The sequence below is a fragment of the Lentzea sokolovensis genome, assembly GCF_033949975.1.
Taxonomy (GTDB): domain Bacteria; phylum Actinomycetota; class Actinomycetes; order Mycobacteriales; family Pseudonocardiaceae; genus Lentzea; species Lentzea sokolovensis.
Window position 1 is genome coordinate 131282 of sequence record NZ_JAXAVU010000004.1, and the last position, 22732, is coordinate 154013.

Genomic DNA, 22732 nt, shown 5'->3' on the forward strand with positions numbered 1-22732 from the left:
ACTCGGTTCACGCTCATGCCGGCATGACGGCGCTTGATCACGTCGCGATGCCACCTCAGCGCCGTGTCCGGGCTCACCAGGAGCCGGAACCGGCACAGCGTCGCGCGGGCCAGGGCACGAGCAAGGCTGCGAGCACCGACCCGCCGCGGACCCGCTGTGGGAGGCGTGGAGCCGCGCGCGCGACGAGCGGGTGGAACTCGCCTGCGGCGGGGTCACGGTCGCACCGCACCGCGCTGGCGTGCCTGGACGGCGGTCGCGTACGTGCGGGCGCGCTACGACCACCGCTCGGTCGAGACGCCGTGACGGCGCCGCTACGTCGCCCGCTTCGAGGCGCCCGACCATCCTGGACGGTCAGGCGCGCTCGACGGCATCGGCCTGCGGCCCCCGGTCGCTCTGCCGGATGCGGAAGCGCACCCGCTCGCCGGCCACCAGGGGCTCGCCGGAGACCACCGAGACGTGCACGAAGAGGTCGGGCCCGCCCGCGTCGGGGGTGATGAAGCCGAAGCCGCGGTCCGCGTCGTACCGGGCCACCGAGCCGTCGCCGGCGCGGGCTGCGGGCCGGGCGGCCGGACGAGCCTGACTGGGGGCTGCGGCGGCCTCCACCGGCTCGCCGGCGGCCACGAACCGCACCTCGCGCGCCTGACGACCCTGGTCCGTGGTGATCGTGGTGAACGTGACCCGGTCGCCCTCGGCCGGCAGGTACCGGTCGTCGACCAGGGCGCGCACGTGCAGGAAGACGTCGCCCGCCCCGTCGTCTGCGACCACGAAGCCGAACGACTTCTCCTCGTCGAACCACAGGACGGAGCCGTCGGCGCCGTCGCCGGGCACGACCAGAGGCGCCCTGCGGACCCCGGCGTCGAAGGCCAGCGGCACCACGTGCTGGGCCTGCGGACCCTTCTCCCCGGCGGTGACGACGAAGGCCACCCGCTGCCCGGCCGCGAGGACGCCCCCGGTGACGATGGCGGAGGAGTGCACGAACACCTCCGCACCCCCGCCGTCCGGCGCGGCGAACCCGTAGCCCTTGGCCGGCTCGTACCAGGAGACGGTGGCGAGCACGCCCAGGGCCGCGTCGGGCGCGACGTCCCCGGTGACGGCGACGTGCAACGCCTGCGGACCGCGGGGTCCCTCACCGGTCTCGAACTCCACCGTCTGGCCCTCGCGCAGCGCCCGGGCCGCGCCCTCGCCCTGCACCTGCGAGACGTGCACGAAGATGTCGTCGCCGCCGTCGTCGGGGGCGAGGAAGCCGAAGCCGCGCTCGAGGTCGTACCAGCGGACGGTTCCCTGCTGCACGGTGCACTCCTGGTCTAGCGGGTGGGTCGAGGGTCCAGTGTCCCAGGCGCCGTACGTACATCCTGAACCCGACGCGCGGCAGCTCCGCCGTGAGTACGTCGCCGAAGTCACCGAAGCTCGCGCGCCGTCACCAGCCGCTGCCCGAGTATGCGGACGTCCGCATTACGTTTCTCGCCGATCTTGTACCGGTCGAATGCTCATCGCTGCAGCTCAAGCCGCACATCGGTACTCGTTGATCACCCCGCCTACCTGGTGGCTGCGTTCCCGGAGCCCCGCCGCCTACCTTCCGTTGGCCGGTAAGCCACCGTTTCAGTTGGCGGTGGTGCAGGTCACGGCCGGGCGAGCGGGTTCAGGACCGGCGGCGACGAACCCGAACGAGGTGGTTCCCCCGGCAGCGAGCACGGCGTTGTGGCCGGCGTTGGTGACGGTCACCGCGGTCGCGTTCTGGGTCAGGGTGCCGTTCCACAGGTTGCCGATGGTGTGGCCCGCAGCCGGCTGCCACGTGATGGTCCAGCCGGTCAGGCCGCCTCGGCTGGTGTTGTCCACGATCACCTCGACCTGGTAGCCGCCCGGCCACGAGTTGGTCACCTCGTAACGGGCAACGCAGGCGGTCGCGGTCGTGACCGTGGTCGTCGCCGTGGTGGAGTTGGTCTGGGCGCTGCTGCTGGGGCGGTCGCCCTGCACGACGGTGCCGATCACCACACCGGCGGCGACCAGGACGGCCGCACCGGCGACCATCGCGATCACCCGGCGTGGCAGGTGGCGGCGGACGAGCAGCGTCCGCGTCCCGCTCTGCGGGGGCGCAGCGGGCAGCGGCAGCCCCTCCGCGACGGCCGCGAGCAGCTTGTGGGCCTCGGCCATCGTCGGGCGTTGTGCCGCGTCACGATGCAGGAGGCGCAGGAGCACCTCGCCGAGCGGGCCACCCAACCGTGGCGGCTCGAACTCCCCCCGCACCACGCGTTGCAGAAGCGCGTAGGGGTTGTCGTCCACGCCGAACGGCGGCGTGCCCTCCAGTGCCGCGTAGAGGGTCGCACCGAGGGAGAACACGTCCGAGGCGAACGTCGCCGCCTCACCCGCCGCCACCTCCGGCGCCAGGAAGGCCGGCGTGCCGACGATCAAACGGGCGTCGGTCACCGTGCCCTCGCCGACCGCGCGGGCGATGCCGAAGTCGGTGATCTTCGCGATGCCGTCCTCGGCCAGCAGGACGTTGAACGTCGAGACGTCCCGGTGCACGATGCCCACTGCGTGCGCCGCCTCCAGCGCGGCGGCGACCTGCCTGCCCACGGCCGCGACCACGCCCGGCGGTAGCGCGCCCCGTTCGGCGATCAGCGCCGCGAGGCTGCGGGAGGGCAGGTACTCCAGCACCAGACAGGGCTTGCCGTCGTGCTCGACGACCTCGTACACGCTGATCGCGTGCGGGTGCCGCAGCCGACCGGTGACCCGGCCCTCGCGCAGCATCTGCGCCACCGCGTCCGGGGACCGCCGGTCCGTGTTGAGCAGCTTGACCGCGACCACGCGGTCGAGTTGCTCGTCGCGCGCCTGCCAGACCACCCCCATGGATCCTTGCCCGATCGACGACACCAGCCGGTAACGCCCGGCGATGACCTCACCCTCTTCTGGCACATGCCGACGCTACTTGGCTGAGCCGACCATCGGCCACCTTCGACTTCGCGCGAGCTGGGTTCTAGATCTAGAGCCGCGCTCGCACCGTGACGCGACCTTTGTCGTCACGGCGGTGGGAGCGTCGGCGTCGGCCGGTGGTGAGCCGCGAACGACGCGGCGACCACGTCGTTTCAGCCGCATCAGGCTGCCTAACCCGCACAGACGGCACGTCGGCAAGCACAGGGTGCGGGCGAGCCGCCCGCACCCGTGACGCGGTCAGCTGTGGTTCAGCCGCACGGCGTGAACGTCGGCTCCGTCGTTGCTGGTCGAGGTGAAGAACGCGATGGTGTTGTTGCCCGAGATCGTTTCGAGTCCCATGTAGTCGCCGAGGAACAGTCCCCTCGGATCGCCTGGCGCGAAGTACGAAACCGGGGCGGTGTAGTGGTTGAACGGCCCGTGCAGGTGCTGTTCGGGTTCCCAGGTCTGGGTGCCGTCGTGCGAGTGGCGGACCCACATGTCGGTGGTGGCGACGCCGTCACCGAGCACGTTGTTCCGGTCGTCCCAGTAGGTCAGCGTGACCATGCCGGTGTCCGACACGTCGATCGCGTGGTTGTAGGACTGCACGCCCGTGCCACCGGTGGCGACCACCGTGGGGCCGCTCCAGTGCCGACCGCCGTCGGTGGACTTGACCAGCACGACCTTGTTCAGCGCGGTGCCGAGCCCGTCGGCCCACACGACGTAGACCGCGCCGGAGGTCATGTCGACCGCGATGTCGGGCAAGTAGTCCTCGGCGCGGATCGGGAAGTTGTCGTCGGGCACGACCAGCTGGGCGAACGTGATCGGCGCGATCTTCGCCGGCGCCGACCAGTGCAGGCCGGCGTCACGGGAGGTCATGACGCCCATGTAGACGCCCTTGTCGTTGAGCCCGGCGCCGGTGAAGAGGTTCGCGGCGACGTTGTACAGCGTGCCGTCCGGGCCGACCGCGATCTGGTTGCCCTGGAAGTAGGCGTTCGAGTCACGCATCGGCACCGGAGTGGACCAGGTCAGCCCGCCGTCGGTCGTCCGGGAGAACATCGGCTTCCCGCGATAGGCGAACGAGTGCAGGTCCGCGATCGGGTGCTGCCGGCCGTCGTTGGGGTAGCTCCCGCGGATCCACGTCGCGTACGCGTAGCCGGGACGAGTCGGATCGCCGGTGACGGAGACCTTGTCGTTGAACACGCCCCGGTCGCCGGCGTCCTCCTGGATGATCTGCGGCGCCCGCCAGGCCCCGGTGCTCCGGTCGAGACTCGTCACCGAGATCGCCGACAGGCCGAGCGCGGCCGAGTCGATCGGCTGGCCGATGAAGTAGGCGTTACCGGCTTTGTCGTAGGTCACCCACGGGTCGGTGACCCGGCCGAACCGGGTCGGACCACCCTGGCAGCCGCTCCACGGCACGTCCGGCAGCTTGGTCCAGCTCGCGCCGCCGTCGTGCGTGATCCACGAGGACAAGCCGCGCGCACCGCCGTCCGGCCACCGGTCCTGCTGGGTCGCGCCGATCATCTCGCTCGGGTTGACCGGGTTGACCGCCACCTGCGGTTCGACCTCGGTGTTGTCGTAGGCGGCAGCGAAGTCCGCCGACGCGCCGAAGGGGCAGCCGGTCAGCGTCGACGGGCCGCTGACCAGTACGTCGGGCCCGGCGGAGAAGGGGGCCGCCGATGCCCCGGTCATGGTGCTGAAGAAGATCAGAGGGACGACTGCCGCAGCTGCGGTGAGCCGTCTGGTCGCATGCATAGGGGTACCTCCGCATGTCCGTGTTCCCCCTCATGGGTGAATCGCCGTAGCGGACCGGATCGTTGCGCATGCGGTTGGGCGGTTCAGGCGGGTGGGCTCGGCGCATCGCGGACATCGGAATCGAAGGGCACCTCCACGGTGGTGAAACGGTTCGCAACGACGTGCACATCGATCGGCTGCGCGATGGGCAGAGGCGTTCCCGCGAGGTTCGCGGGAGTGCAGGGTGTAGTCGCCTGGCGCCAGGGAGATGCGGAACCGTCCGTCCTCACCGCTGTCGACCAGGCGACCTGATTGACGAACCGCTCGCCAAGCGCGCCGTGGACGCCGGCGAACACGGCGACTCCCGCTCCTGCAAATGCCCAAGATCCACAAGCTCGGTGAACCGTGACCTGCTCGACGATCAACTGTTCGCGGCGGGCACCCAAGTGCCGCAGCCGTCCCCCGGTCTCGTCGACCGGTTCGGGGACATAGCAGCGAAGTCGCGCGGTCAGCCGGGCGATCAGCACGGCATGCCACGGTCCGCTGCCAGCCGACCGAGCACCCGCCACCGATGCCCAGTCGGTTCGCACGCCACCGTCACCCCGGCGAAGCCCTTCGCCCTCGCACGCTGCTCGGCCCAGTCCAGCGCGACACCAGATTTCCAGGCACGACAGCGGAACGTCCTGCGCGCCAACACTTTCGAGTCATGATCGGTCACCACCGCCATCTGTTTGGTGTCGCAGATCGTGTGCCAGCAGAGGCGCGCTCATGTCGAGTTGCGGACGGTCACCGGTATTCCGATGCGGAAGACGAGTTCGAGGTGGCGGATCAGGCCAGAACGATGCGCTCGATGATGTTTTCGAATGGAATGCTGCCAGGATGCGACAGATCACCGTGCTGGGCAGCTGTGGTGCATTCCCCGAGCCCGGGCGAGCATGCAGCGGGTTTCTGGTGGACTGGGACGGATACCGGCTGGTGCTCGATCTCGGCTACGCCACGCTGCCTCGTCTGCTGGCCCGCTGCCCGGATGGCGGAGTGGACGCTGTGGTCATCACCCACGAGCATCCCGATCACTGCATCGACCTGCACGGTCTGTTCCGCATGCGCTTCTACGGCGGTCCACGCGAGCCGAAGGTGCCGCTGTACTGCCCGCCCGGTGTTCTCGCCCGGCTCAGCGGCCTGGAGCCGGAGGTGGACCTGCGGGCGGTCTTCGAGGTGCACCCCCTGCCCGGCACCTATCGGGTCGGCCCGTTCGCCTTGACCGGTGTGCCGCTGCCGCACCACGTGCCCAACGCCGGCGTCCGACTGCAGGCCGACGGGATGACCCTCGCCTACACCGGAGACACCGGTCCCGACCCGTTGCTGGCCGAACTCGGCCGGGACGCCGACTTGTTCATCATCGAGGCCACGGATCGGGACGGCGAGGTCAGCCAGCCGGTGCGCAACCTGATGACCTCGGCTGAGGCGGGTCGATGGGCCCAGCTCGCGGGCGCGCGCCGGGTCCTGCTCACCCATTTCTGGCCGGGCAACGATCGGGCGACCTCAGTGGCCGCCGCGCGGGTCGAGTTCAGAGGTGATGTGCTGGCAGCGGAGGAAGATCTCGTTGTCCCCCTCACGATCGCCTGAACACCGACCTCGGTCGACAGCACTTCTGGCCCGACATCGCGTCACAGCGACTCGTCCAGCCGTCATGCCGATTGACGACACGCTGCGCCTGACCGTCTACCGAGTTGCCCCGCTCGCCACTGCGCAGGCGGGTGACGGTCCCGAGCCGAAGCGGCCAACGCCGTTGGTGGACGTGGCGTGGCAAACGGCCGGGACGGCCAGCGTGGTGACGGCGAGTTGCTTGCGGCGCGGCGAAGGTTCTCCCGTGCCATCCGTTCGATCAACGCCACGGCGGTCTCCCAGACCGTCGTCGGCACCGCGCTGTGTGAGCATCCCTGGGCGCCGCGCCGATGGTCGCCGGAACCTGCTGGAGGCAAGCCGTCGAACGCGCCCACCGCACGACCACACCGCAGGCCGGCGCGAGGGAAACGTCAGCCAGAGCGCGGCAGCACGACGACACCGTCCTCGTCGCTGTAGACCTCGGCTCCCGGCGTGAAGGTGGCACTGCCGAACGTGACGGGGATGTCGCGTTCACCGGCACCGGTTTTGGTGCTCTTGCGCGGGTTGGATCCGAGTGCCTTGACCCCGATGTCCAGCGCCGCCAGGGCTACGACGTCGCGCACCGCGCCGTTGATCACCACGCCCGCCCAGCCGTTGCCGGTCGCGATGCCCGCGATGACGTCACCCATGAGCGCGCGATGCAGTGAGCCGCCGCCGTCGACGACGAGCACCCGCCCTTCGCCCGGCTCGCTGAGCACGGACTTGAGCAGGGCGTTGTCCTCGTGGCAGCGAACGGTCACGGCGGGTCCGCGGAAGCGGGTGCGGCCGCCGTACTGGCGCAGCTGCAGGTCGCACGAGTCGAGGGCGTCGCCGAACTCGTCGTACAGGTCCGCGGTCGCGAACGTGTCAGGTGTCATCTCGAGCGTCTCCGTTGTCGGTTGGTGGGTTCTGCTGAAGGCGGCCCGCGGCGACTCCGGCGGCGGTCAGTCCCACCGCTGTCAGCACGAGAACTCCGGAAGCTCCGCCGCCTGCCGCGAGCAGACCTGCCGCGCTCGGCACGACGACCTGGCCGACGCGGTTTCCGGTGAGACGCAACGACATGGCTCGGCCTCGCAGGCCTGGTGGGGTCGACTCCGCGAGCCAGGACATCGTGAGCGGCTGGCCGACGCCGAGACCCAGGCCGATGGCGAGGACCACGAGGCCGAGCAGCCACACCGGCATGGGCACCGCCGCCGCGACGAGACCGGCGGCGGCCAGCGCGATGCTGCCCACCAGCAGGGCGCGTCGGCCGAGCCAGGCGGAAAGCCGTCCCAGGAACAGCCGCGACCCCATCGACGCCACGGCCCGCAGCGTGAGCAGCACGCCGACCGCGCCGGAGGCGATCCCGCGTTCGGCTCCCAGCGCGGGCAGGTAGACCAGGGTGATGTCGACGGCCGCGATCACGACGCAACTGACCGTGAGGGCGCGCAGGAGTCCTGGACGGCGCAGGAGATCCCGCAGGCCCGCCGGTTCACCGTCCTCAGTGGCCGGACGATCGGTGGCGGGCGGGCGCAACGCGATCGTGACGCCCAGCAGCACGACGGTGATCGCGATCGTGACGCCGAAGATCGTGCCGGTGTGCGGGATCGTCCGGGCGCCGCCGAACAGCAGGATCAAGCCCGGACCGACGGCTTGGCCGAGCGAGGCGGCGAACGTGTAATAGCCGAACGCGGCGTCGTAACGGTGTGGCGCGGTCACGTTCGCGACGAGCGCTTGTTGTGCGACCACCGAGCACAGGTGTCCGGTGCCCAGCAGCACGCTGCCGGCCAGCAGGCCCACCACCCCGTCGCCGAGGAACGCGAACACTCCGGTGGAGGCGGACATCAGCACGGCGCCCGCGAGCAGCACCCGGCGTTCGCCGAGCCGGTCGACGGCCTGTCCGGACGGGATGGCCAGCACCAGCGGCGCCACCGCGAACGCGGCCGAGAGCACGCCCAGCCATGCCGACGGCACACCCAGTTCCAGCGCACGGTAGGTGGAGGTGGGGCGCAGCACGAACGTCACGAGCTGGACGAGCACGGTGTGTGCGAGCAGGAGGACCAGCAGTCCGCGAGCCGGTCGCTCGCCGGCGCCGCTCAGGGCAGCGCGCGAGGTGTCGCGGTCGGGCTCACGCCCAGTCGTGACGCGGCCTTCGCGCCGAGGCTGGTCGAGATGTGCTGGTGCATCACGGCCGCGGCCGCGTCGGAGTCGCCCGCGATGACGTGCTCCACCAGCTGGTGGTGTTCCACGGTCTTCTGATCGCGTTCTTCCTCGCTGCGCACGACTTCCAGGCCGAGCCTGCGATAGCGGTCCGCCTTGTCCCACAGGCCGTCGAGGGTCGTGATGAGCAGGTCGTTGTGCGACGCCCGGTAGAGCGCGGCGTGGAAGCGCCGGTGCGCGATCAGGTCGTCGACGCCGGGGTTGCTCAGCAGCGGCTCCACTCCCTTCACCGCCGCGCGGATCTCCTGGATGTCGGCCTTGGTGCGCCGCTGCGCCGCGAGCGCGACCGCGAGCGGGTCGAGGGATCGGCGCAGCTCCAGCAGGTCGCGCGCCTCCTCCGCGGTCAGCTCGGTGACGCGGGCGTCGCGGTGGGCGTCGAGCTCGACCAGCCCTTCGGACTTCAGCCGCCGCAAACCCTCCCGCAGCGGCGTCGTGCTGATGCCGATGGCGCGCGCCAGCGTCGCCTGGTTGAGGACCTCCCCCGGCTTGAACTCGCCGGACAGGATCTTCTCGCGCAGGGTCGTGTACGCGAAGTCGCTCTTCGTCATGAAGGGTTCGGCGGGCTCCGCCATCACAGGACCTCCCTCGGGCTCGGTTATAACCTACACCGCCCCGAGACGTTTCCACCAGGCGAGCACGTCGAGTCGCAGGGGCCACACGGCGTTCAAAGTTGTGACTCGATCAGAAAAGTGGCTGCTCAAAGGCTTGTCGATCTCTCCTCCCGCGATCTCCGGAGCCCACCTGTGGTTGACGGATATAGGTTATAACCTGCATCCTGCCGTCGCGGCCATCCGGTGCCACACGCAAAGGAGCGGAACATGACCAGTTCACGTGGGAAGTCGCCAGGAACACGCGGAGCCCGCGTCTTCGCAGCGGTGGCGGCCGTCGCCGCGCTCGGCGCGACCGCGGCCTGCGGTGGCGGTTCCGACACCCCGGTGGCGCCGGAGAACGTGATCGCCGAAGGTCAGGTGCCGTCGTACTACCCCGCCGAGTACAGCAAGATCATCGACGGGTCGAAGGCCGAGGGCGGCGAGCTCACGATCTACTCGAACACCGACCAGGAGAACTGGGAGCCGGTGTTCCGCGACTTCAAGAAGAAGTACCCGTGGGTCACCAAGATCTCGGCCAACAACCTCGACAGCGACGAGGTGTTCCAGCGGGTGCTGAGCGAGCAGGCCACCGGTTCCTCCCCCGCGGACGTGCTGGTGTCGAACGCCGCGCAGGCGTGGGCGGAGTACGGGCAGGACCCGAGCAGGCTGCTGGCCTACGACTCTCCTGAGCTCGCGAAGCTCCCGGAGTTCGCGAAGCTGATGCCCAACGTCCACGCGATGGCGCTGGACCCGATGACGATCGCCTACAACACGGCGCTGGTGCAGGAGAAGCCGACTGGGCTGAAGAGCTTGGCCGAGATCGTGGCCAAGGACCCGGCGAAGTTCAAGGACAAGATCACCACCCGCGACGTCAACGGCGCGTTCGGCTTCACCGTGTCGAACGCCTACGCGGGGGCGAACCCGAAGTCGTGGGAGAGCCTGGAGAAGCTGCTGCCTCTGGCACGGCCGGAGACGTCGTCGGGCACCCAGACCGAGAAGATCCTCGCGGGTGAGTACCTGGTCGGGTTCTTCATCTCCGGCGCCCCCGCCTACCCCGTCGTGGCCAACAGCGGCGGCCTGTTCGAGGTGACCTTCCTCGACGACGGCACCGTGGTGCTGCCGCGCGGCATCGGCATCACGCCGAAGGCCCCGCACGCGAACACCGCGAAGCTGTTCCTGGACTTCGTGCTCTCCAGCGAAGGTCAGCGGGCGATCGCCGAGGGCGGCCTGACCTCCTACCGCGATGACGTGAAGGCGGCTCCGGGCCTGCACACCTACCAGGAAGTCGTCGACAAGGTCGGCGAGCAGAACGTCGTCCGCGCCGAGTACTCGCTCGTTCCCGACGAGCGGGTCAAGGAGTTCGTCCAGCGCTGGGACGGCCTGCTGGCCCGCTGAGCCGCCGGACGACGACGATCGGAGCCAGCACGATGTCCACCACCCTCACCGACCCGGCGCCTCCCGCAGGCGGCGAACCACCACCCACCGCACCTCGCTACCGGCGTCCGTTCGGCATCGGCCGCGAGACCTGGGTGCAGTACGCGGTCCTGGCCTTCCTGGCAGTACTCGTGCTCGCGCCGGTGGTCCCCACCCTCTACCAGTCCTTCCTCGACCGGCCGCTCTACGAGGCCGGCGGAATCTTCACCCCCTCCAACTACGCCCGCCTGTTCACCGAAGGCGGGTTCGGCAGGGTCGTGCTCAACACCGCCCTGTTCGCCCTCGCCACCACCGTGCTGACCCTGCTGATCGCCGTGCCGATGGCGATCCTGGTCGTCCGCACCAGGTTGCCGTTCGGCCGGGTCTTCGCGGGTGCCATGCAGTGGCCGTTCTTCATCTCCTCGCTGATCCTCGGCTTCGGCTGGATCACGCTCTACGGACCCGCCGGATTCATCAGCGTGCAGGTGAAGTCCTGGCTCGGTGTGGTGCCGTGGAACCTCTACTCCATCCCCGGGATGGCGATCACCGAGGCGGTGGCGCTCGCCCCGATCGCCTACGTGTTCTGCGCCAACGCCCTGCGCAAGTCCGACGCCTCGCTGGAGAGCGCCGCGCAGGTCTGCGGCGCCGGACCGGTGCGGATCCTGTTCTCCGTCGTGATCCCGATGTTGCGCCCGCCGATGGTCTACAGCTCGATCCTGGTGTTCAGCATGTCGGTGGAGACGCTGTCCGTCCCGCTGCTCTACGGCCAGCCGGTGGGCATCGACGTCTTCTCGACCTTCCTGTACACCAACGGTCTGCAGTCGATCAACCCCGACTACGGCATCCTCGGTGCGGCGTCGACGATCATCCTGCTGGTCACGGTCAGTCTGGTCGCCGTGCAGGCCAAGCTGCTCAAGGAGGCGCAGCGGTTCGTGTCGGTGCGGGGCAAGGCGACCCGGCCACGACGGCTGGACCTCGGCCGGGTGCAGTGGGTCGGCGTCGTGGCGATCACCCTGTACGTCGTGTTCGGCGCGTTCCTGCCGATCGCCGGGCTGGTCTTCCGGTCGTTCACGCTGATCTTCACGCCGCTGCAGTCGCCGTTCAAAACGTTGACCTCCAACAACTACGAGCGGATCTTCAGCTTCGAGGCCTACACCCAGTCCATCTGGAACAGTCTGATCGTCGCCGGTGTGGGAGCGGTGCTGGTGAGCCTGCTGTCGGTGCTGGCGGTGCTGGTCGCCCGGCGGTCCACCTTCCGGTTCCGCCGCGCGGTCGAGTACCTGGCACTGGCACCGCAGGCCGTGCCGGGGATCATCATCGGCATCGGGTTGTTCTGGGCGTTCGCCTACCTGCCGTTCGGCGCGGGCGGACTCGTCCAGGGAACGTTGGTGGCACTGGTCATCGGCTTCGGCCTGCGCGCGCTGCCCACCGGTTTCGGATCCATCGCCCCGTCGGTGATGCAGATCGGCCAGGAACTCGACAACGCCGCCAGGGTGTCGGGCGCCGACTGGGTCCGCACGTTCACGTGGGTGCTCGGCAGGCTGCTCACTCCGGCGTTCGCGGGGGCGATGATCCTGACGTTCGTCACCATGCTCAAGGAGTACTCGCCCGCGATCTTCCTCGCCTCGGCGGACTCCAACATCATCGGCACCACCATGCTCGAACTGTGGGTGCAGGGCAACACCGGCTCGGTCGCCGCGCTGGCCACCATCCAGATCGCCATCACCGCCGCGTTCGTCGGCATCGCGGGTCTACTGATGAAGGGGAAGAACGATGCCTGAGGTCGTGGTCGACAGGTTGCTGAAGCGGTTCGGGGACACCACCGTGCTGCAGGAGAACAGCTTCACCATCCGCGACGGGGAGTTCTTCACGCTGCTGGGTCCGAGCGGGTGCGGCAAGTCCACCACGCTCAACTGCATCGCGGGCCTGGAACGGCCCACCGGCGGGTCGATCGCGGTCGGCGGCAGGACGTTCGTCGACACCGAGGCCAAGGTGTTCCTCACCCCGGAGGAGCGCAACCTCGGCATGGTCTTCCAGTCCTACGCGCTGTGGCCGCACATGACCATCCACGCGAACCTGGCCATGCCGTTGAAGATCCGCAAGGTCTCGAAGGCCGACCAGACGCGGCTGATCGGCGAGGCGCTGGAGAAGGTCGGACTCGCTCACCTGAAGGACCGCTACCCGCACCAGCTCTCCGGCGGCCAGCAGCAACGCGTCGCACTGGCCCGAGCGCTGGTCTACTCCCCTTCCGTGCTGCTGCTGGACGAGCCGCTGTCCAATTTGGACGCGAAGCTGCGCGAGCAGGCCAGGGCGTGGCTCAAGCGGCTCCAGCTCGACCTCGGCATCACCACCGTGTACGTCACGCACGACCAGGACGAGGCGCTCGCGCTGTCCGACCGGATCGCGGTGATGAGCGGCGGCGACATGCTGCAGATCGCACCACCGCAGGAGATCTACCGGACTCCCGCCACCGCGGAGGTCGCGGCGTTCGTCGGCCGGTGCAACTTCCTGCGCGGCAAGGTAGAGCACCACGGCGACGGCCGCAGCGTCGTGCGGCTGGAGGCCAGTGGCGACACCGTGACGGTCGAGCACTCCCGCGACGTGAGCACCGGGCAGGACGTGACCGTGGCGATCCGGCCGGAACTGCTCGACGTCGTCCCCGCCGACCATCCCAGCCCCGCGGCCAACGCCCTGGACACCTCGGTGCTCAGCAGCTCCTACGTCGGCTCCCGCTACGAGTACGACCTGAAGCTGGGCAACCACGTCGTGCAGGTCGAGAACACCTGGGGTGGTCTCACCGGTCCGGTGAAGCTCGCGTTCGACCCCGCCGCGGCGCTGCTCTACCCCGAGGCCGTCACGCCGAACCGCGAAGCCGAGGAACTGCTCACCATCACCGCCTGACCCGGCACCGCCACGTCCCTGGGCCGTCGACACGGCCCGGTTCCCTCCTGCGCGAAAGGCGCCCCATGACCACGAACACGCAGTCGAGCCGCCGGTACCGCCTCGGTGTCCTGCTCGGTGACGGCATCGGCCCCGAGATCGTCCCGTCGGCCGTGGCGATCGTCGACGCCGCACTCGCCGCGGCGGGCGTCGACCCCGCCGAGTGGGTCGAACTCCCGCTCGGCGCCACGGCCATCGCCGAACACGGTGCCCACACCCCGTCGTCCACGTTGGACACCCTCGCGGGCCTCGACGCGTGGCTGCTCGGCCCGCACGACAGCGCCGCCTACCCCGAGCCGTTCAAGTCCCAGCTCAACCCGAGCGGGACCATCCGCAAGCACTTCGGCCTGTACGCGAACATCAGGCCCGCCAAGGCCTTCCCCGGCGGCAACGCGGTCGTGCCCGGCACCGACCTGGTGATCGTCCGGGAGAACACCGAGGGCTTCTACGCCGACCGCAACACCCACGCCGGGACCGGGGAGTTCATGCCCACCCCCGACGTGGCGATCGCGATGGGCATCATCACCCGCCAGGCGGTCGAGCGCATCGCGCGCTCGGCGTTCGACCTGGCGCAGCGCCGCGACAAGCGGGTGACGATCGTGCACAAGGCCAACGTCCTCAAGCTGACCACCGGCCTGTTCCGCGACGTGTGCCGCGAGGTCGCCGCCGGCTACCCCGACGTCGCCGTGGACGACTTCCACATCGACGCCATGACCGTGCACCTCGTGCGCCGGGCGGACGCGTTCGACGTCATCGTCACCGAGAACATGTTCGGCGACATCCTCTCCGACCTGGCGGGCGAGATCGCCGGGTCGCTGGGCATCGCGCCGTCGCTGAACTCCTCCGACACCCACGCCATGGCGCAGGCGGCCCACGGTTCCGCGCCCGACATCGCCGGGCACGACGCCGCCAACCCGATCGCGATGATCCTTTCCAGCGCGATGCTGCTCGAATGGCTGGCCACCCAGCACGACGACGAGCGGCTCCGGGACGCGGCGGCCCGCGTGGAGGCCGGTGTCGCCGCGGCGGTGGCCGGTGGCACCTGCACCAAGGACCTGGGTGGCTCCTCCTCGACGTCGGAGTTCACCGCGGCCGTCGTCGACCTCATCGGCGCATGAGCGGCGAACGCCCCACCGTGGCGCTCGTGCACGCCACGCAGGCATCGATCGGGCCGGCACTCGCCGCCTTCGCCGACCGGTTCCCCGGCGCGCGGCTGTGGAACCTCCTCGACGACCTGCTGATCAGCGAGGCCGAAGAGGCGGGAGGCGTCACCCCCGCGTTGCGCGCGCGGATGCTCGGCCTGATCCGGCACGCCGTGGACGGCGGCGCGGACGCGGTCCTGCTGACGTGCTCGATGTACGGACCGGTCGCGCTCGAAGCGGCGGCGGACCACCGCGTACCGGTCCTGTCGTCCGACCAGGCGCTGTTCGACCAGGTCGCGAGCCACGAACCGGCCGCGGTCGCGGTGCTCGGGCCGGTGCGTGCCGGTGTGGCCGACACCGTCGAGCGGCTGCGGGACCGGATCGGCGACGTGCGCGTCACGGGCATCGTGGTCGACGGGTCACGCGCGGCCGCGGGTGACACCGCCCTGCTGGGCCGGCTCGTGGCCGACGAGGCCCGGCGTGCGGAACCCGGCGCGGACCTCATCGTGCTCGGCCAGTTCTCGCTGGCCCCAGCGCACTCCGCGGTGGAAGCGGCCGTGTCCGTGCCGGTGCTCAGCCCGCCGCGCCTGGCGGTGGACGTCCTGCGAGAGCACTTCGAGGCCCGGCCATGACCGCGCTGGGCTGCGTCGCGGACGACTACACCGGCGGCACCGACGTGGCCGCCGCGTTGCGTCGCGCCGGGCTGCGCACGGTTCTGATGTTCGGCGAACCCGACCCGACGAGCCCGCTACCCGCCTGCGACGCCGTGGTCGTCGCGCTCAAGTCGCGCACGGTCCCGGCGGCGGAGGCCGTCGACGCGTCGCTGCGGACGTACCGGTGGCTGGCGGGCAACGGTGTCCGCCGGACGTACTTCAAGTACTGCTCCACGTTCGACTCCACCGACTCCGGCAACATCGGCCCGGTCACCGACGCGCTCCTCGACGCCACCGGCACTGCCATGACGGTGGTCTGCCCGGCGTCACCGGAGCACGGACGGACCACCTACCTGGGGCACCTCTTCGTCGGGGACGTCCTGCTGTCCGCGTCATCGATGCGCCATCACCCGCTCACCCCGATGACCGACCCGAACCTGGTGCGGGTACTCACCCGGCAGACTCCGCACCCGGTTGGACTCCTCCCGCTGAACACCGTGCGAGCCGGGGTCGAGGAGATCCGCTCCCGGCTCACCACCCTTGCCTCCCAGGGGACACGGCACGTCGTCGTGGACGCCGTCACGGACGCGGACCTGGACGCAGTCGCGGAGGCGACGTCCTCCCTGGCGTTGCTGACCGGTGGTGCGGGCCTGGCCCGCGCGGTCGGCGCCTGTTCAGCAGCCTCACCCGACCACGACGGCGCGAGCCTGCCCGCGGGGCCGGGGGTCATCCTGGCGGGCAGTTGCTCGGCCGCCACCCTCGACCAGGTCGAGCAGGCGCGCGCCCGGTTCCCCTCCTACCGGCTCGACCCCGCGTCGACCCCTGACCCGGACGACCTGCTCGCCAAAGCGGCCTCCTGGCTCGCCGACCACGCCGGCCGGGGCCCGGTACTGCTGTACTCCTCGGCCACACCGGACCAGCGCGAGGCAGCGGTCGCGGCGATGGGACCTTCGACCTCCGAGATCCTCGAGCGCACGCTGGGAAGCCTCGCGCGCTCCGCGGTCGCCGCGGGAGCCCGGCGAGTCGTCGTCGCGGGCGGCGAGACCTCCGGGGCGGTCGTCTCCGCGCTCGGCATCCGCACCGTCCTTGTCACGGCGGAAGAGGATCGCGGAGTCCCGTGGTGCGTCAGCGACGGCGAAGTGCCGCTCGGGCTGCTGCTCAAGTCCGGCAACTTCGGCCGGCCGGACCTGCTCGTCCGGGCGATGGACGGGGCGTCATGACCTCCGGGGAGCAGATCGCAGCCCTCGGTGCGTCGATGTTCGCCCGTGGCCTGACGTTCGGCCGGACCGGCAACATCAGCGTCCGGGAGGGCGACCGGGTCCTCGTCACCCCGACCGGGGCGAGCCTGGGCGCCCTGGACCCCGGCGGCCTGTCGGTCATCGACGCGGCAGGCAACCACCTCGATGGTCCTAAGCCGTCCAAGGAGGCTTTCCTGCACGCCGCCGTCTACCGGGCACGGCCAACCGCGGGCGCTGTGGTGCACCTGCATTCCACGCACTCCGTCGCGGTGTCCTGTTTGGACGGACTGGATCCGGCTGACGTGCTACCACCGTTGACCGCGTACTACGTCATGCGGGTCGGCCGTGTGCCGTTGCTGCCCTACCACGCACCCGGCGACGCCTCGCTGGGGCCGCTCGCCGAACGGACCGCGCGGGACCACCTCGCGTTCCTGTTGGCCAACCACGGTCCCGTGGTCGCGGGCGGCGACCTGTCGGCCGCGGCCGACGCGATCGAGGAGTTGGAGGAGACCGCTCGGTTGTTCCTGCTCCTGCACGGACACCGGACCCGCCCGCTCGACTCCGAACAGGTCGCCGCGCTGCGCGACCGCGAGAGGACGCCACGATGAACGCCCGCGTCGACCCGGCCGAACTGACCGGGTTCGCCACCGACGTCCTGCGAGCGGCCGGCGTGCCGGAAGCGGACGCGCGGCTGGTCGCCGACAGCCTCGTCACCGCCGACGCGCAGGGCCATCCATCGCACGGTGTGCTGCGCCTGGGCTGGTACGTCGCGCGACTGCGCTCCGGTGCGATGACCGCCGTCACCGACACCAGAACCGTGGTCGACATGGGAGCGGTGGCGGTGCTGGACGGACGGCACGGAGTGGGCCAGGTCGTCACCGACCTCGCCTGCCGCGACGCCGTCCGCCGGGCAAGCGAGCACGGCGTCAGTGTGGTCGCGGTCCGCAACAGCAACCACTTCGGCACGGCCTCCTACTGGACGCGCCGCATGGCCGACGCCGGGTGCGTCGGCATCCTCACCACCAACGGCAGCCCCGCCATGGCACCGTGGGGCGGACGCGAGAAGACCGTGGGCGCCAACCCGTGGTCCATCGCCACACCCGGCGGGAACCACGGCCCGGTCGTGCTCGACATCGCGAACACCGGTGTGGCCAGGGGCAAGATCTACGCCGCACTGCACCGCGGGGAAGACGTCCCCGAAGGCTGGGCGCTCGACAGCAGCGGCGTACCGACCACCGACCCACGGGCGGCGATCGAGGGAATCCTGGCGCCGATGGGCGGCCACAAGGGTTACGGCATCGCGTTCATGATGGACGTCCTGTCCGGAGTGCTCACCGGTAGCTCTTACGCCACCGGCGTCACAGGGCCCTATGTTCCCGACCAGCGCAGCGGCTGCGGGCACCTCGTCCTCGCGCTGCGCGTTGACGCCGTGATCGACCCGGACGACTTCGGTCACCGCGTCGACGACCTGATCACCACCACCAAGGCGGTGCCGAAGGCCGCCGGGGTCGACGAGATCTTCCACCCCGGCGAGATCGAGGCCAGAGCCGAGGCCTTGTCCCATCAGACCGGCATCTCCCTCCCCTCCAAGACCCTCGACGAGTTGCGTTCGCTCGCCGCGGACTACGACGTGAAGGCGGTGGCCTGATGCACGTCGACCTCCGTGACAGCTTCCGCACCGCGGACACCATCGACGTCCGCGGCTCACGGCACCGGATCCACCGAATCACCGATGTGGCACCGCCCGACCTGCCCTACAGCCTCAAGATCGTGCTGGAAAGCCTGCTGCGCCACGAGGACGGCGTGACAGTGACGGCCGCGCAGATCGAGTCGCTGCTGTCCTGGGGATCACCCGGATCCGCGGCGGTCGACCTGCACGCCGCGCGGGTGTTCCTGCACGACACCAACGGTGTTCCGGTGCTCGCCGACCTCGCCGCGATGCGCGACGCCGCCGCCGCGTTCGGTGCGGACGCCTCGGCGGTCAACCCGTCGATCCCCGCCGAACTGGTCGTCGATCACTCCGTCATCGCCGACGTCTTCGGCAGACCCGACGCGGCCGTGCGCAACGTCGAGATCGAGTACACCCGCAACGCCGAGCGCTACCGCTTCCTGCGCTGGGGACAGCAGGCGTTGCGTGGATTCACGGTCGTCCCGCCCGGCACCGGGATCATGCACCAGGTCAACCTCGAACACCTCGCGCGCGTGGTGATGACGCACGACGGGTGGGCCTACCCCGACATCTGCCTCGGCACCGACTCGCACACGACGATGGTCAACGGGCTGGGTGTTCTGGGCTGGGGCATCGGCGGTATCGAGGCGGAGGCGGTGATGCTGGGCCAGTCGTTGTCGATGCCGCTGCCCCGCGTAGTCGGCGTGCGCCTGCACGGCGCCCTCCCCGAAGGATCGACCGCCACCGATCTGGTGCTCACGATCACCGAGCTGATGCGGCGGCACGGCGTCGTCGGCGCGTTCGTCGAGTTCTCCGGCCCCGGCGTCGCGGCGCTCAGCCTCGCGGACCGGGCGACGATCGCCAACATGAGCCCCGAGTTCGGCTCGACCTGCGCCTACTTCCCCATCGACGACGAGACGCTGCGATACCTCAGGTTCACCGGCCGATCGGACGACCACGTGGCTCTCGTCGAGGTCTACGCGAAGGAACAGGGCCTCTGGCACCAGCCGGACCAGCCTCCGCGCTACTCGGAAACCATCGAGCTCCACCTGGACACCGTCGTCCCGTCACTGGCCGGCCCACGTCGTCCGCAGGACCGCGTGCCGCTCGACCGCGCACAGGCCTCGTTGCTGGACTCGGTGGCCGGCGCCACGCGCGCCCCGATCACGTTGGCGGGCGCGGAACACGAGATCGGGCACGGCGCGGTGGCGATCGCGGCCATCACGTCGTGCACCAACACCTCCAACCCGGAGGTGATGGTCGCCGCCGCTTTGTTGGCCCGCAACGCAGTGCGCCGCGGGCTTCGCTCGCAACCGTGGGTCAAGACAAGCCTGTCCCCCGGTTCGCGGGTCGTCACCGACTACTTCGACAAGGCCGGACTCACGCCGTACCTGGAACAGCTGGGCTTCCACCTCACCGGATACGGTTGCATGACGTGCATCGGCGCCTCCGGACCGCTGATCGACGAGGTCTCGGCCGCCGTGCACGAGCACGACCTCAGCGTCGTGTCGGTGCTGTCGGGCAACCGCAACTTCGACGGCCGCATCAACCCCGACGTGCGACTGAACTACCTCGCCTCGCCACCGCTGGTGGTCGCCTACGCGTTGGCAGGCACGATGGACATCGACCTCACCACCGACCCACTGGGCACCGGCACCGATGGCGAACCGGTGCACCTGCGTGACATCTGGCCCAGCACGAGGGAAGTGCGGGAGGTCATCGACGGCACGCTCGACGCCGCCATGTTCACCCGCGCCTACGCCGACGTCTTCACCGGTGATGAGCGTTGGCGTGCCTTGGATTCCGCGGACGGTGCGACGTTCTTGTGGGATGAGGACTCGACCTATGTGCGCCGACCGCCGTACTTCGACGACCTGACCGCCGATCCCCTGGCCGTGCGTGACATCCGCGGCGCACGGGCGTTGGTGAAGCTCGGCGACTCCGTCACCACCGACCACCTCTCCCCCGCGGGCGCCATCCCGCCGCACACCCCCGCGGGCCGCTACCTGACCGAACTCGGCGTCCGCCGGTTCGACCTGAACACCTACGCCTCCCGCCGCGGAAACCACGAGGTGATGATGCGCGGCACTCTTGCCAACGTCCGGCTGCGCAACCACCTCGTACCGGGCGTCGAGGGTGGCACGACGCTCGACTTCACCGACGGTGAGGCGAAACCGGTCTACGACGCCGCGATGTCCTACAGGTCGGCAGGAGTACCGCTGCTGATCCTCGCCGGCCGCGACTACGGCGCGGGATCCTCACGCGACTGGGCGGCGAAGGGCCCGGCTCTCCTGGGCGTCAAGGCGGTGCTGGCCGAATCGTTCGAGCGAATCCACCGTTCCAACCTGATCGGCATGGCGATACTCCCCCTGCAGTTCCTCGAAGGCGACACCGCCGACTCGCTGGGGCTGACCGGCCACGAGACCTTCCACGTCATCGGCCTCGCCGATGCCCGGCCAGGCGCCTTCCCGGCGACAGCGACCGTGCTCGCCGACGACCGCAGGTTCGACGTCGCGGTCCGGCTCGACACGGTCCGGGAGCAGGAGTACTACCAGCACGGCGGCATCCTCCACTACGTGCTGAGGTCGATGATCAGCGCGCGGCGGTGATCCGGCAGCAAGGCGCCCGGCGACCACGACCAGGCGAACCGAAGCCTTTGGGGCTGGTTGCGGACCACGTGATCTCTACCTTGTCGGGCCTCGGGTCCACTTCGGACGGGTCGAAGGCGGTGGCGTCGGCCAGTGCTTCTCCGCCGTGCCCGATCCCGCGGGCCGGCATCGATGATGTCGGCACCCAGTGCCTGCAACGAACTGTTCAAGAAGCTTGCGGTCTAGTCGGCATCGCAGGCCATGGCCTTGAATCCAGCCGGTTCGGTCGACCTCATGCCGGCGCGCTCGCTCTTCTCGCCCGTCTCAATGGAGGCATAGCGCCGCCGTTGAAGCTCATCGCGTTCGGCGTCCGGGATCGTCATCGACTCGGCTAGCACGGCGGCGAGCGCGTCCACTTGACTGTTGTCGACGTCGGAGTGGAAGAGCCACCTGATGTTCTCGTCGCGCGTGATGATGTCGATGGCCAAGCCTGAACTGCTGTCCAGTGCGGTCGGGACTCGAACGTAGCGCACCTGGTCGATCGGGATGTCCTGGTGGATCTCGGCCTGCTCGAGGAACGCGTTCGTCGTGGCCAGGATGATGCGGCGATCCGTGACAGCGACGAGTGTCCTGTCCGTGGTCTTGTCCATCGCTGCCGCCAACATCCCCATCGCTCCACCGACGATCGCGGAAATGGGACCATCGTCGTCGAGCTGCTCGGGGAAGCCGAGGGCACGCAGAGTCTCACCGTCGTCGAAGAGCCACCGCAGAACGCGAAGGTACGGCTCTGAGTCCAGCGACTCGGGTCCGCAGATGACGTCAGGGACCTCGAGCGGAGGGACCGGCGGGTGGAGAGCGTCGGCAAGTGGCTCGATCGCCTCCAGAAGCCGGGCGGAGATTTCGCGAGCTGCCTTCAGGTCCTTCCGCTTCCCCAACAGCGGCCATGCGTCGGGATCGCGGAGCTCGGCTGTGATCCGAAGCTCCCGGACCAGCGCGTCGATGAGGCCGGTCATCTCGGCGAGGGTCGAGTCGAACTCCACGCGGGTGTCGCGGGCGATGACCTCTGCATAGTGCGCCTCGGCAGCGTCTTCAGGTCCAGCGGCTCTCGCCCTTGCGGCGCGCAGCGCGTGATACCCCGTCCATGCGTTGAGAGAGGACAGCAGGGCGTGGACGTCGAAGGCGATGATCTCGGCGTTCGTCTGCAGGTACTCGCGGTGACCGCGTGCGTCGACCCGACCGGTCCGCTTGACGTGGTCGCGGACGTTTCCCTGGTAGAGCTCGAGCTGCTTTCGCAGCAACGCTCCACTGCCCGCGACGTCGTCCCACAACGACGTCGGGACCGACTCGATCTCTCGCGCCTGGTCGACCGCGCGATCGACGGCGGCGACGAGGCCCGTCAGTTCGGCCCACTGCTCCTTGCGGATGGTGGTGAGGACCTGGTTCGTCACCGCGAGATTGGTCCTGACAAGGCCCGAGACCTCGTTCAGCATCATCTGCAAAGCGACCATGGCCAGTGCCGGCCCGACCGAGGCCATGATCTGCGCCTTGCTCACCGCGTTCACGGGGTAGAAGCGGGCCTGATGCAGGATGCCGCCAGGACCTGTCACCGCTCCGAGGTTCCCGCCGTCCTTGACGGCGAGCGTCGCGCCGCTCCTCAGCAAGGCCTGTGCCGTGTCGCCGATCCTGTAGAGCCCCTGCACGCTGGCGAACGCGTTCCCGAGATTGCCGACCACGGTCGCCGCGTTCCCCACCGATGCGAGGATCGCTGAGATCTGCTTGCGGTCGGCAGCCGGCACGATCCCGAAGTCGATCAGATCAGGCCTCAGTTCCGGCGGAACCTCACCAGCGACGACAGCCACCCCGGGGAGCACCTCCACCAGGACCGTCGACGTCGGGTTGCTGTCCGAGTCGGATGTCGGATCATCCCCGACAGGCGCGTCGGTGGTATCGCTCCGGCCGCTCAGCACAGGCTCGGCGATCTCCATCGAGTCCGAAGGGTCCTGCATGCGATCTTC

The 22732-nt window shown here is 69.8% G+C and carries 18 protein-coding genes and 1 pseudogene; 10 read left to right on the forward strand and 9 right to left on the reverse strand.

Annotated features, from left to right (window positions below; translation table 11 throughout):
• Window positions 1-351: 351 nt before the first annotated feature.
• The 5 genes and pseudogenes from SK854_RS06085 to SK854_RS06110 form a co-directional block, all read right to left on the reverse strand.
• The gene (locus SK854_RS06085; RefSeq protein ID WP_406601749.1) at window positions 352-1056 is read right to left on the reverse strand and encodes a cold shock domain-containing protein; all 705 of its coding nucleotides are present in this window, start codon (window positions 1054-1056) and stop codon (window positions 352-354) included.
• 30 nt (window positions 1057-1086) lie between these two features.
• A pseudogene (locus SK854_RS06095) lies at window positions 1087-1290 on the reverse strand (cold-shock protein); the annotation flags it as partial.
• 309 nt (window positions 1291-1599) lie between these two features.
• Window positions 1600-2913 (reverse strand): protein kinase domain-containing protein, encoded by a 1314-nt coding sequence (locus SK854_RS06100; protein WP_319973993.1) that lies wholly within the window; start codon window positions 2911-2913, stop codon window positions 1600-1602.
• 255 nt (window positions 2914-3168) lie between these two features.
• Window positions 3169-4599: a sialidase family protein gene (locus tag SK854_RS06105; RefSeq protein ID WP_319973994.1), complete on the reverse strand. Its 1431-nt coding sequence runs from the start codon at window positions 4597-4599 to the stop codon at window positions 3169-3171.
• A gap of 146 nt (window positions 4600-4745) precedes the next feature.
• Window positions 4746-5168: a hypothetical protein gene (locus tag SK854_RS06110; protein ID WP_319973995.1), complete on the reverse strand. Its 423-nt coding sequence runs from the start codon at window positions 5166-5168 to the stop codon at window positions 4746-4748.
• A 352-nt stretch (window positions 5169-5520) separates the two neighbouring features.
• Between SK854_RS06110 and SK854_RS06115 the strand changes: the two genes are divergently transcribed.
• Entirely contained in the window at window positions 5521-6267 is a 747-nt protein-coding gene (locus SK854_RS06115; protein WP_319973996.1) for an MBL fold metallo-hydrolase, read from the forward strand.
• Window positions 6268-6677: 410 nt separating this feature from the next.
• Here the strand turns inward: SK854_RS06115 and rraA are convergent, their stop codons facing one another.
• From rraA to SK854_RS06130, 3 genes are read right to left on the reverse strand one after another with little or no spacing between them, the layout of a single operon-like run.
• A complete protein-coding gene (gene rraA, locus SK854_RS06120) occupies window positions 6678-7163 on the reverse strand; it encodes a ribonuclease E activity regulator RraA (RefSeq protein ID WP_319973997.1) in 486 nt (161 codons plus the stop codon).
• The gene (locus tag SK854_RS06125) at window positions 7153-8304 is read right to left on the reverse strand and encodes an MFS transporter (protein WP_319973998.1); all 1152 of its coding nucleotides are present in this window, start codon (window positions 8302-8304) and stop codon (window positions 7153-7155) included. Before SK854_RS06125 ends, rraA begins: the two co-directional genes overlap by 11 nt.
• Window positions 8305-8360: 56 nt before the next feature.
• Entirely contained in the window at window positions 8361-9056 is a 696-nt protein-coding gene (locus tag SK854_RS06130; protein ID WP_319973999.1) for a GntR family transcriptional regulator, read from the reverse strand.
• 246 nt (window positions 9057-9302) lie between these two features.
• On the opposite strand from SK854_RS06130, the gene SK854_RS06135 reads away from it, so the two are divergent.
• The 9 genes from SK854_RS06135 (at window position 9303) to acnA (ending at window position 20738) form a co-directional block, all read left to right on the forward strand.
• Window positions 9303-10469 carry an ABC transporter substrate-binding protein gene (locus SK854_RS06135; protein ID WP_319974000.1) on the forward strand — a complete coding sequence of 389 codons (1167 nt, stop codon included), beginning with the start codon at window positions 9303-9305 and terminating at the stop codon, window positions 10467-10469.
• Window positions 10470-10501: 32 nt separating this feature from the next.
• The gene (locus tag SK854_RS06140) at window positions 10502-12268 is read left to right on the forward strand and encodes an ABC transporter permease (protein WP_319974001.1); all 1767 of its coding nucleotides are present in this window, start codon (window positions 10502-10504) and stop codon (window positions 12266-12268) included.
• On the forward strand, window positions 12261-13388 hold the full coding sequence (locus SK854_RS06145; protein WP_319974002.1) for an ABC transporter ATP-binding protein: 1128 nt from the start codon (window positions 12261-12263) through the stop codon (window positions 13386-13388). Before SK854_RS06140 ends, SK854_RS06145 begins: the two co-directional genes overlap by 8 nt.
• A gap of 65 nt (window positions 13389-13453) precedes the next feature.
• Complete coding sequence (locus SK854_RS06150) at window positions 13454-14545, forward strand: isocitrate/isopropylmalate dehydrogenase family protein (protein WP_319974003.1); 1092 nt, start codon at window positions 13454-13456, stop codon at window positions 14543-14545.
• Entirely contained in the window at window positions 14542-15201 is a 660-nt protein-coding gene (locus tag SK854_RS06155; RefSeq protein ID WP_319974004.1) for an aspartate/glutamate racemase family protein, read from the forward strand. Before SK854_RS06150 ends, SK854_RS06155 begins: the two co-directional genes overlap by 4 nt.
• Window positions 15198-16442: a 3-oxo-tetronate kinase gene (gene otnK, locus SK854_RS06160; protein WP_319974005.1), complete on the forward strand. Its 1245-nt coding sequence runs from the start codon at window positions 15198-15200 to the stop codon at window positions 16440-16442. Before SK854_RS06155 ends, otnK begins: the two co-directional genes overlap by 4 nt.
• Window positions 16439-17068: a 3-oxo-tetronate 4-phosphate decarboxylase gene (otnC, locus tag SK854_RS06165; RefSeq protein WP_319974006.1), complete on the forward strand. Its 630-nt coding sequence runs from the start codon at window positions 16439-16441 to the stop codon at window positions 17066-17068. Before otnK ends, otnC begins: the two co-directional genes overlap by 4 nt.
• Window positions 17065-18108: an Ldh family oxidoreductase gene (locus SK854_RS06170; RefSeq protein WP_319974007.1), complete on the forward strand. Its 1044-nt coding sequence runs from the start codon at window positions 17065-17067 to the stop codon at window positions 18106-18108. Before otnC ends, SK854_RS06170 begins: the two co-directional genes overlap by 4 nt.
• Window positions 18108-20738 carry an aconitate hydratase AcnA gene (gene acnA / locus SK854_RS06175; RefSeq protein ID WP_319974008.1) on the forward strand — a complete coding sequence of 877 codons (2631 nt, stop codon included), beginning with the start codon at window positions 18108-18110 and terminating at the stop codon, window positions 20736-20738. Before SK854_RS06170 ends, acnA begins: the two co-directional genes overlap by 1 nt.
• A 221-nt stretch (window positions 20739-20959) precedes the next feature.
• Here the strand turns inward: acnA and SK854_RS06180 are convergent, their stop codons facing one another.
• Window positions 20960-22723: a hypothetical protein gene (locus tag SK854_RS06180; RefSeq protein ID WP_319974009.1), complete on the reverse strand. Its 1764-nt coding sequence runs from the start codon at window positions 22721-22723 to the stop codon at window positions 20960-20962.
• Window positions 22724-22732 lie beyond the last annotated feature (9 nt).

Coding starts and splice junctions, on each gene's coding strand:
- SK854_RS06105 (WP_319973994.1), bottom strand. CDS start 4,599: ATGACCGGGGCATCGGCGGCCCCCTTCTCCGCCGGGCCCGACGTACTG.
- SK854_RS06115 (WP_319973996.1), top strand. CDS start 5,521: ATGCGACAGATCACCGTGCTGGGCAGCTGTGGTGCATTCCCCGAGCCC.
- rraA (WP_319973997.1), bottom strand. CDS start 7,163: ATGACACCTGACACGTTCGCGACCGCGGACCTGTACGACGAGTTCGGC.
- SK854_RS06130 (WP_319973999.1), bottom strand. CDS start 9,056: ATGGCGGAGCCCGCCGAACCCTTCATGACGAAGAGCGACTTCGCGTAC.
- SK854_RS06135 (WP_319974000.1), top strand. CDS start 9,303: ATGACCAGTTCACGTGGGAAGTCGCCAGGAACACGCGGAGCCCGCGTC.
- SK854_RS06140 (WP_319974001.1), top strand. CDS start 10,502: ATGTCCACCACCCTCACCGACCCGGCGCCTCCCGCAGGCGGCGAACCA.
- SK854_RS06145 (WP_319974002.1), top strand. CDS start 12,261: ATGCCTGAGGTCGTGGTCGACAGGTTGCTGAAGCGGTTCGGGGACACC.
- SK854_RS06150 (WP_319974003.1), top strand. CDS start 13,454: ATGACCACGAACACGCAGTCGAGCCGCCGGTACCGCCTCGGTGTCCTG.
- SK854_RS06155 (WP_319974004.1), top strand. CDS start 14,542: ATGAGCGGCGAACGCCCCACCGTGGCGCTCGTGCACGCCACGCAGGCA.
- otnK (WP_319974005.1), top strand. CDS start 15,198: ATGACCGCGCTGGGCTGCGTCGCGGACGACTACACCGGCGGCACCGAC.
- otnC (WP_319974006.1), top strand. CDS start 16,439: ATGACCTCCGGGGAGCAGATCGCAGCCCTCGGTGCGTCGATGTTCGCC.
- SK854_RS06170 (WP_319974007.1), top strand. CDS start 17,065: ATGAACGCCCGCGTCGACCCGGCCGAACTGACCGGGTTCGCCACCGAC.
- acnA (WP_319974008.1), top strand. CDS start 18,108: ATGCACGTCGACCTCCGTGACAGCTTCCGCACCGCGGACACCATCGAC.
- SK854_RS06180 (WP_319974009.1), bottom strand. CDS start 22,723: ATGCAGGACCCTTCGGACTCGATGGAGATCGCCGAGCCTGTGCTGAGC.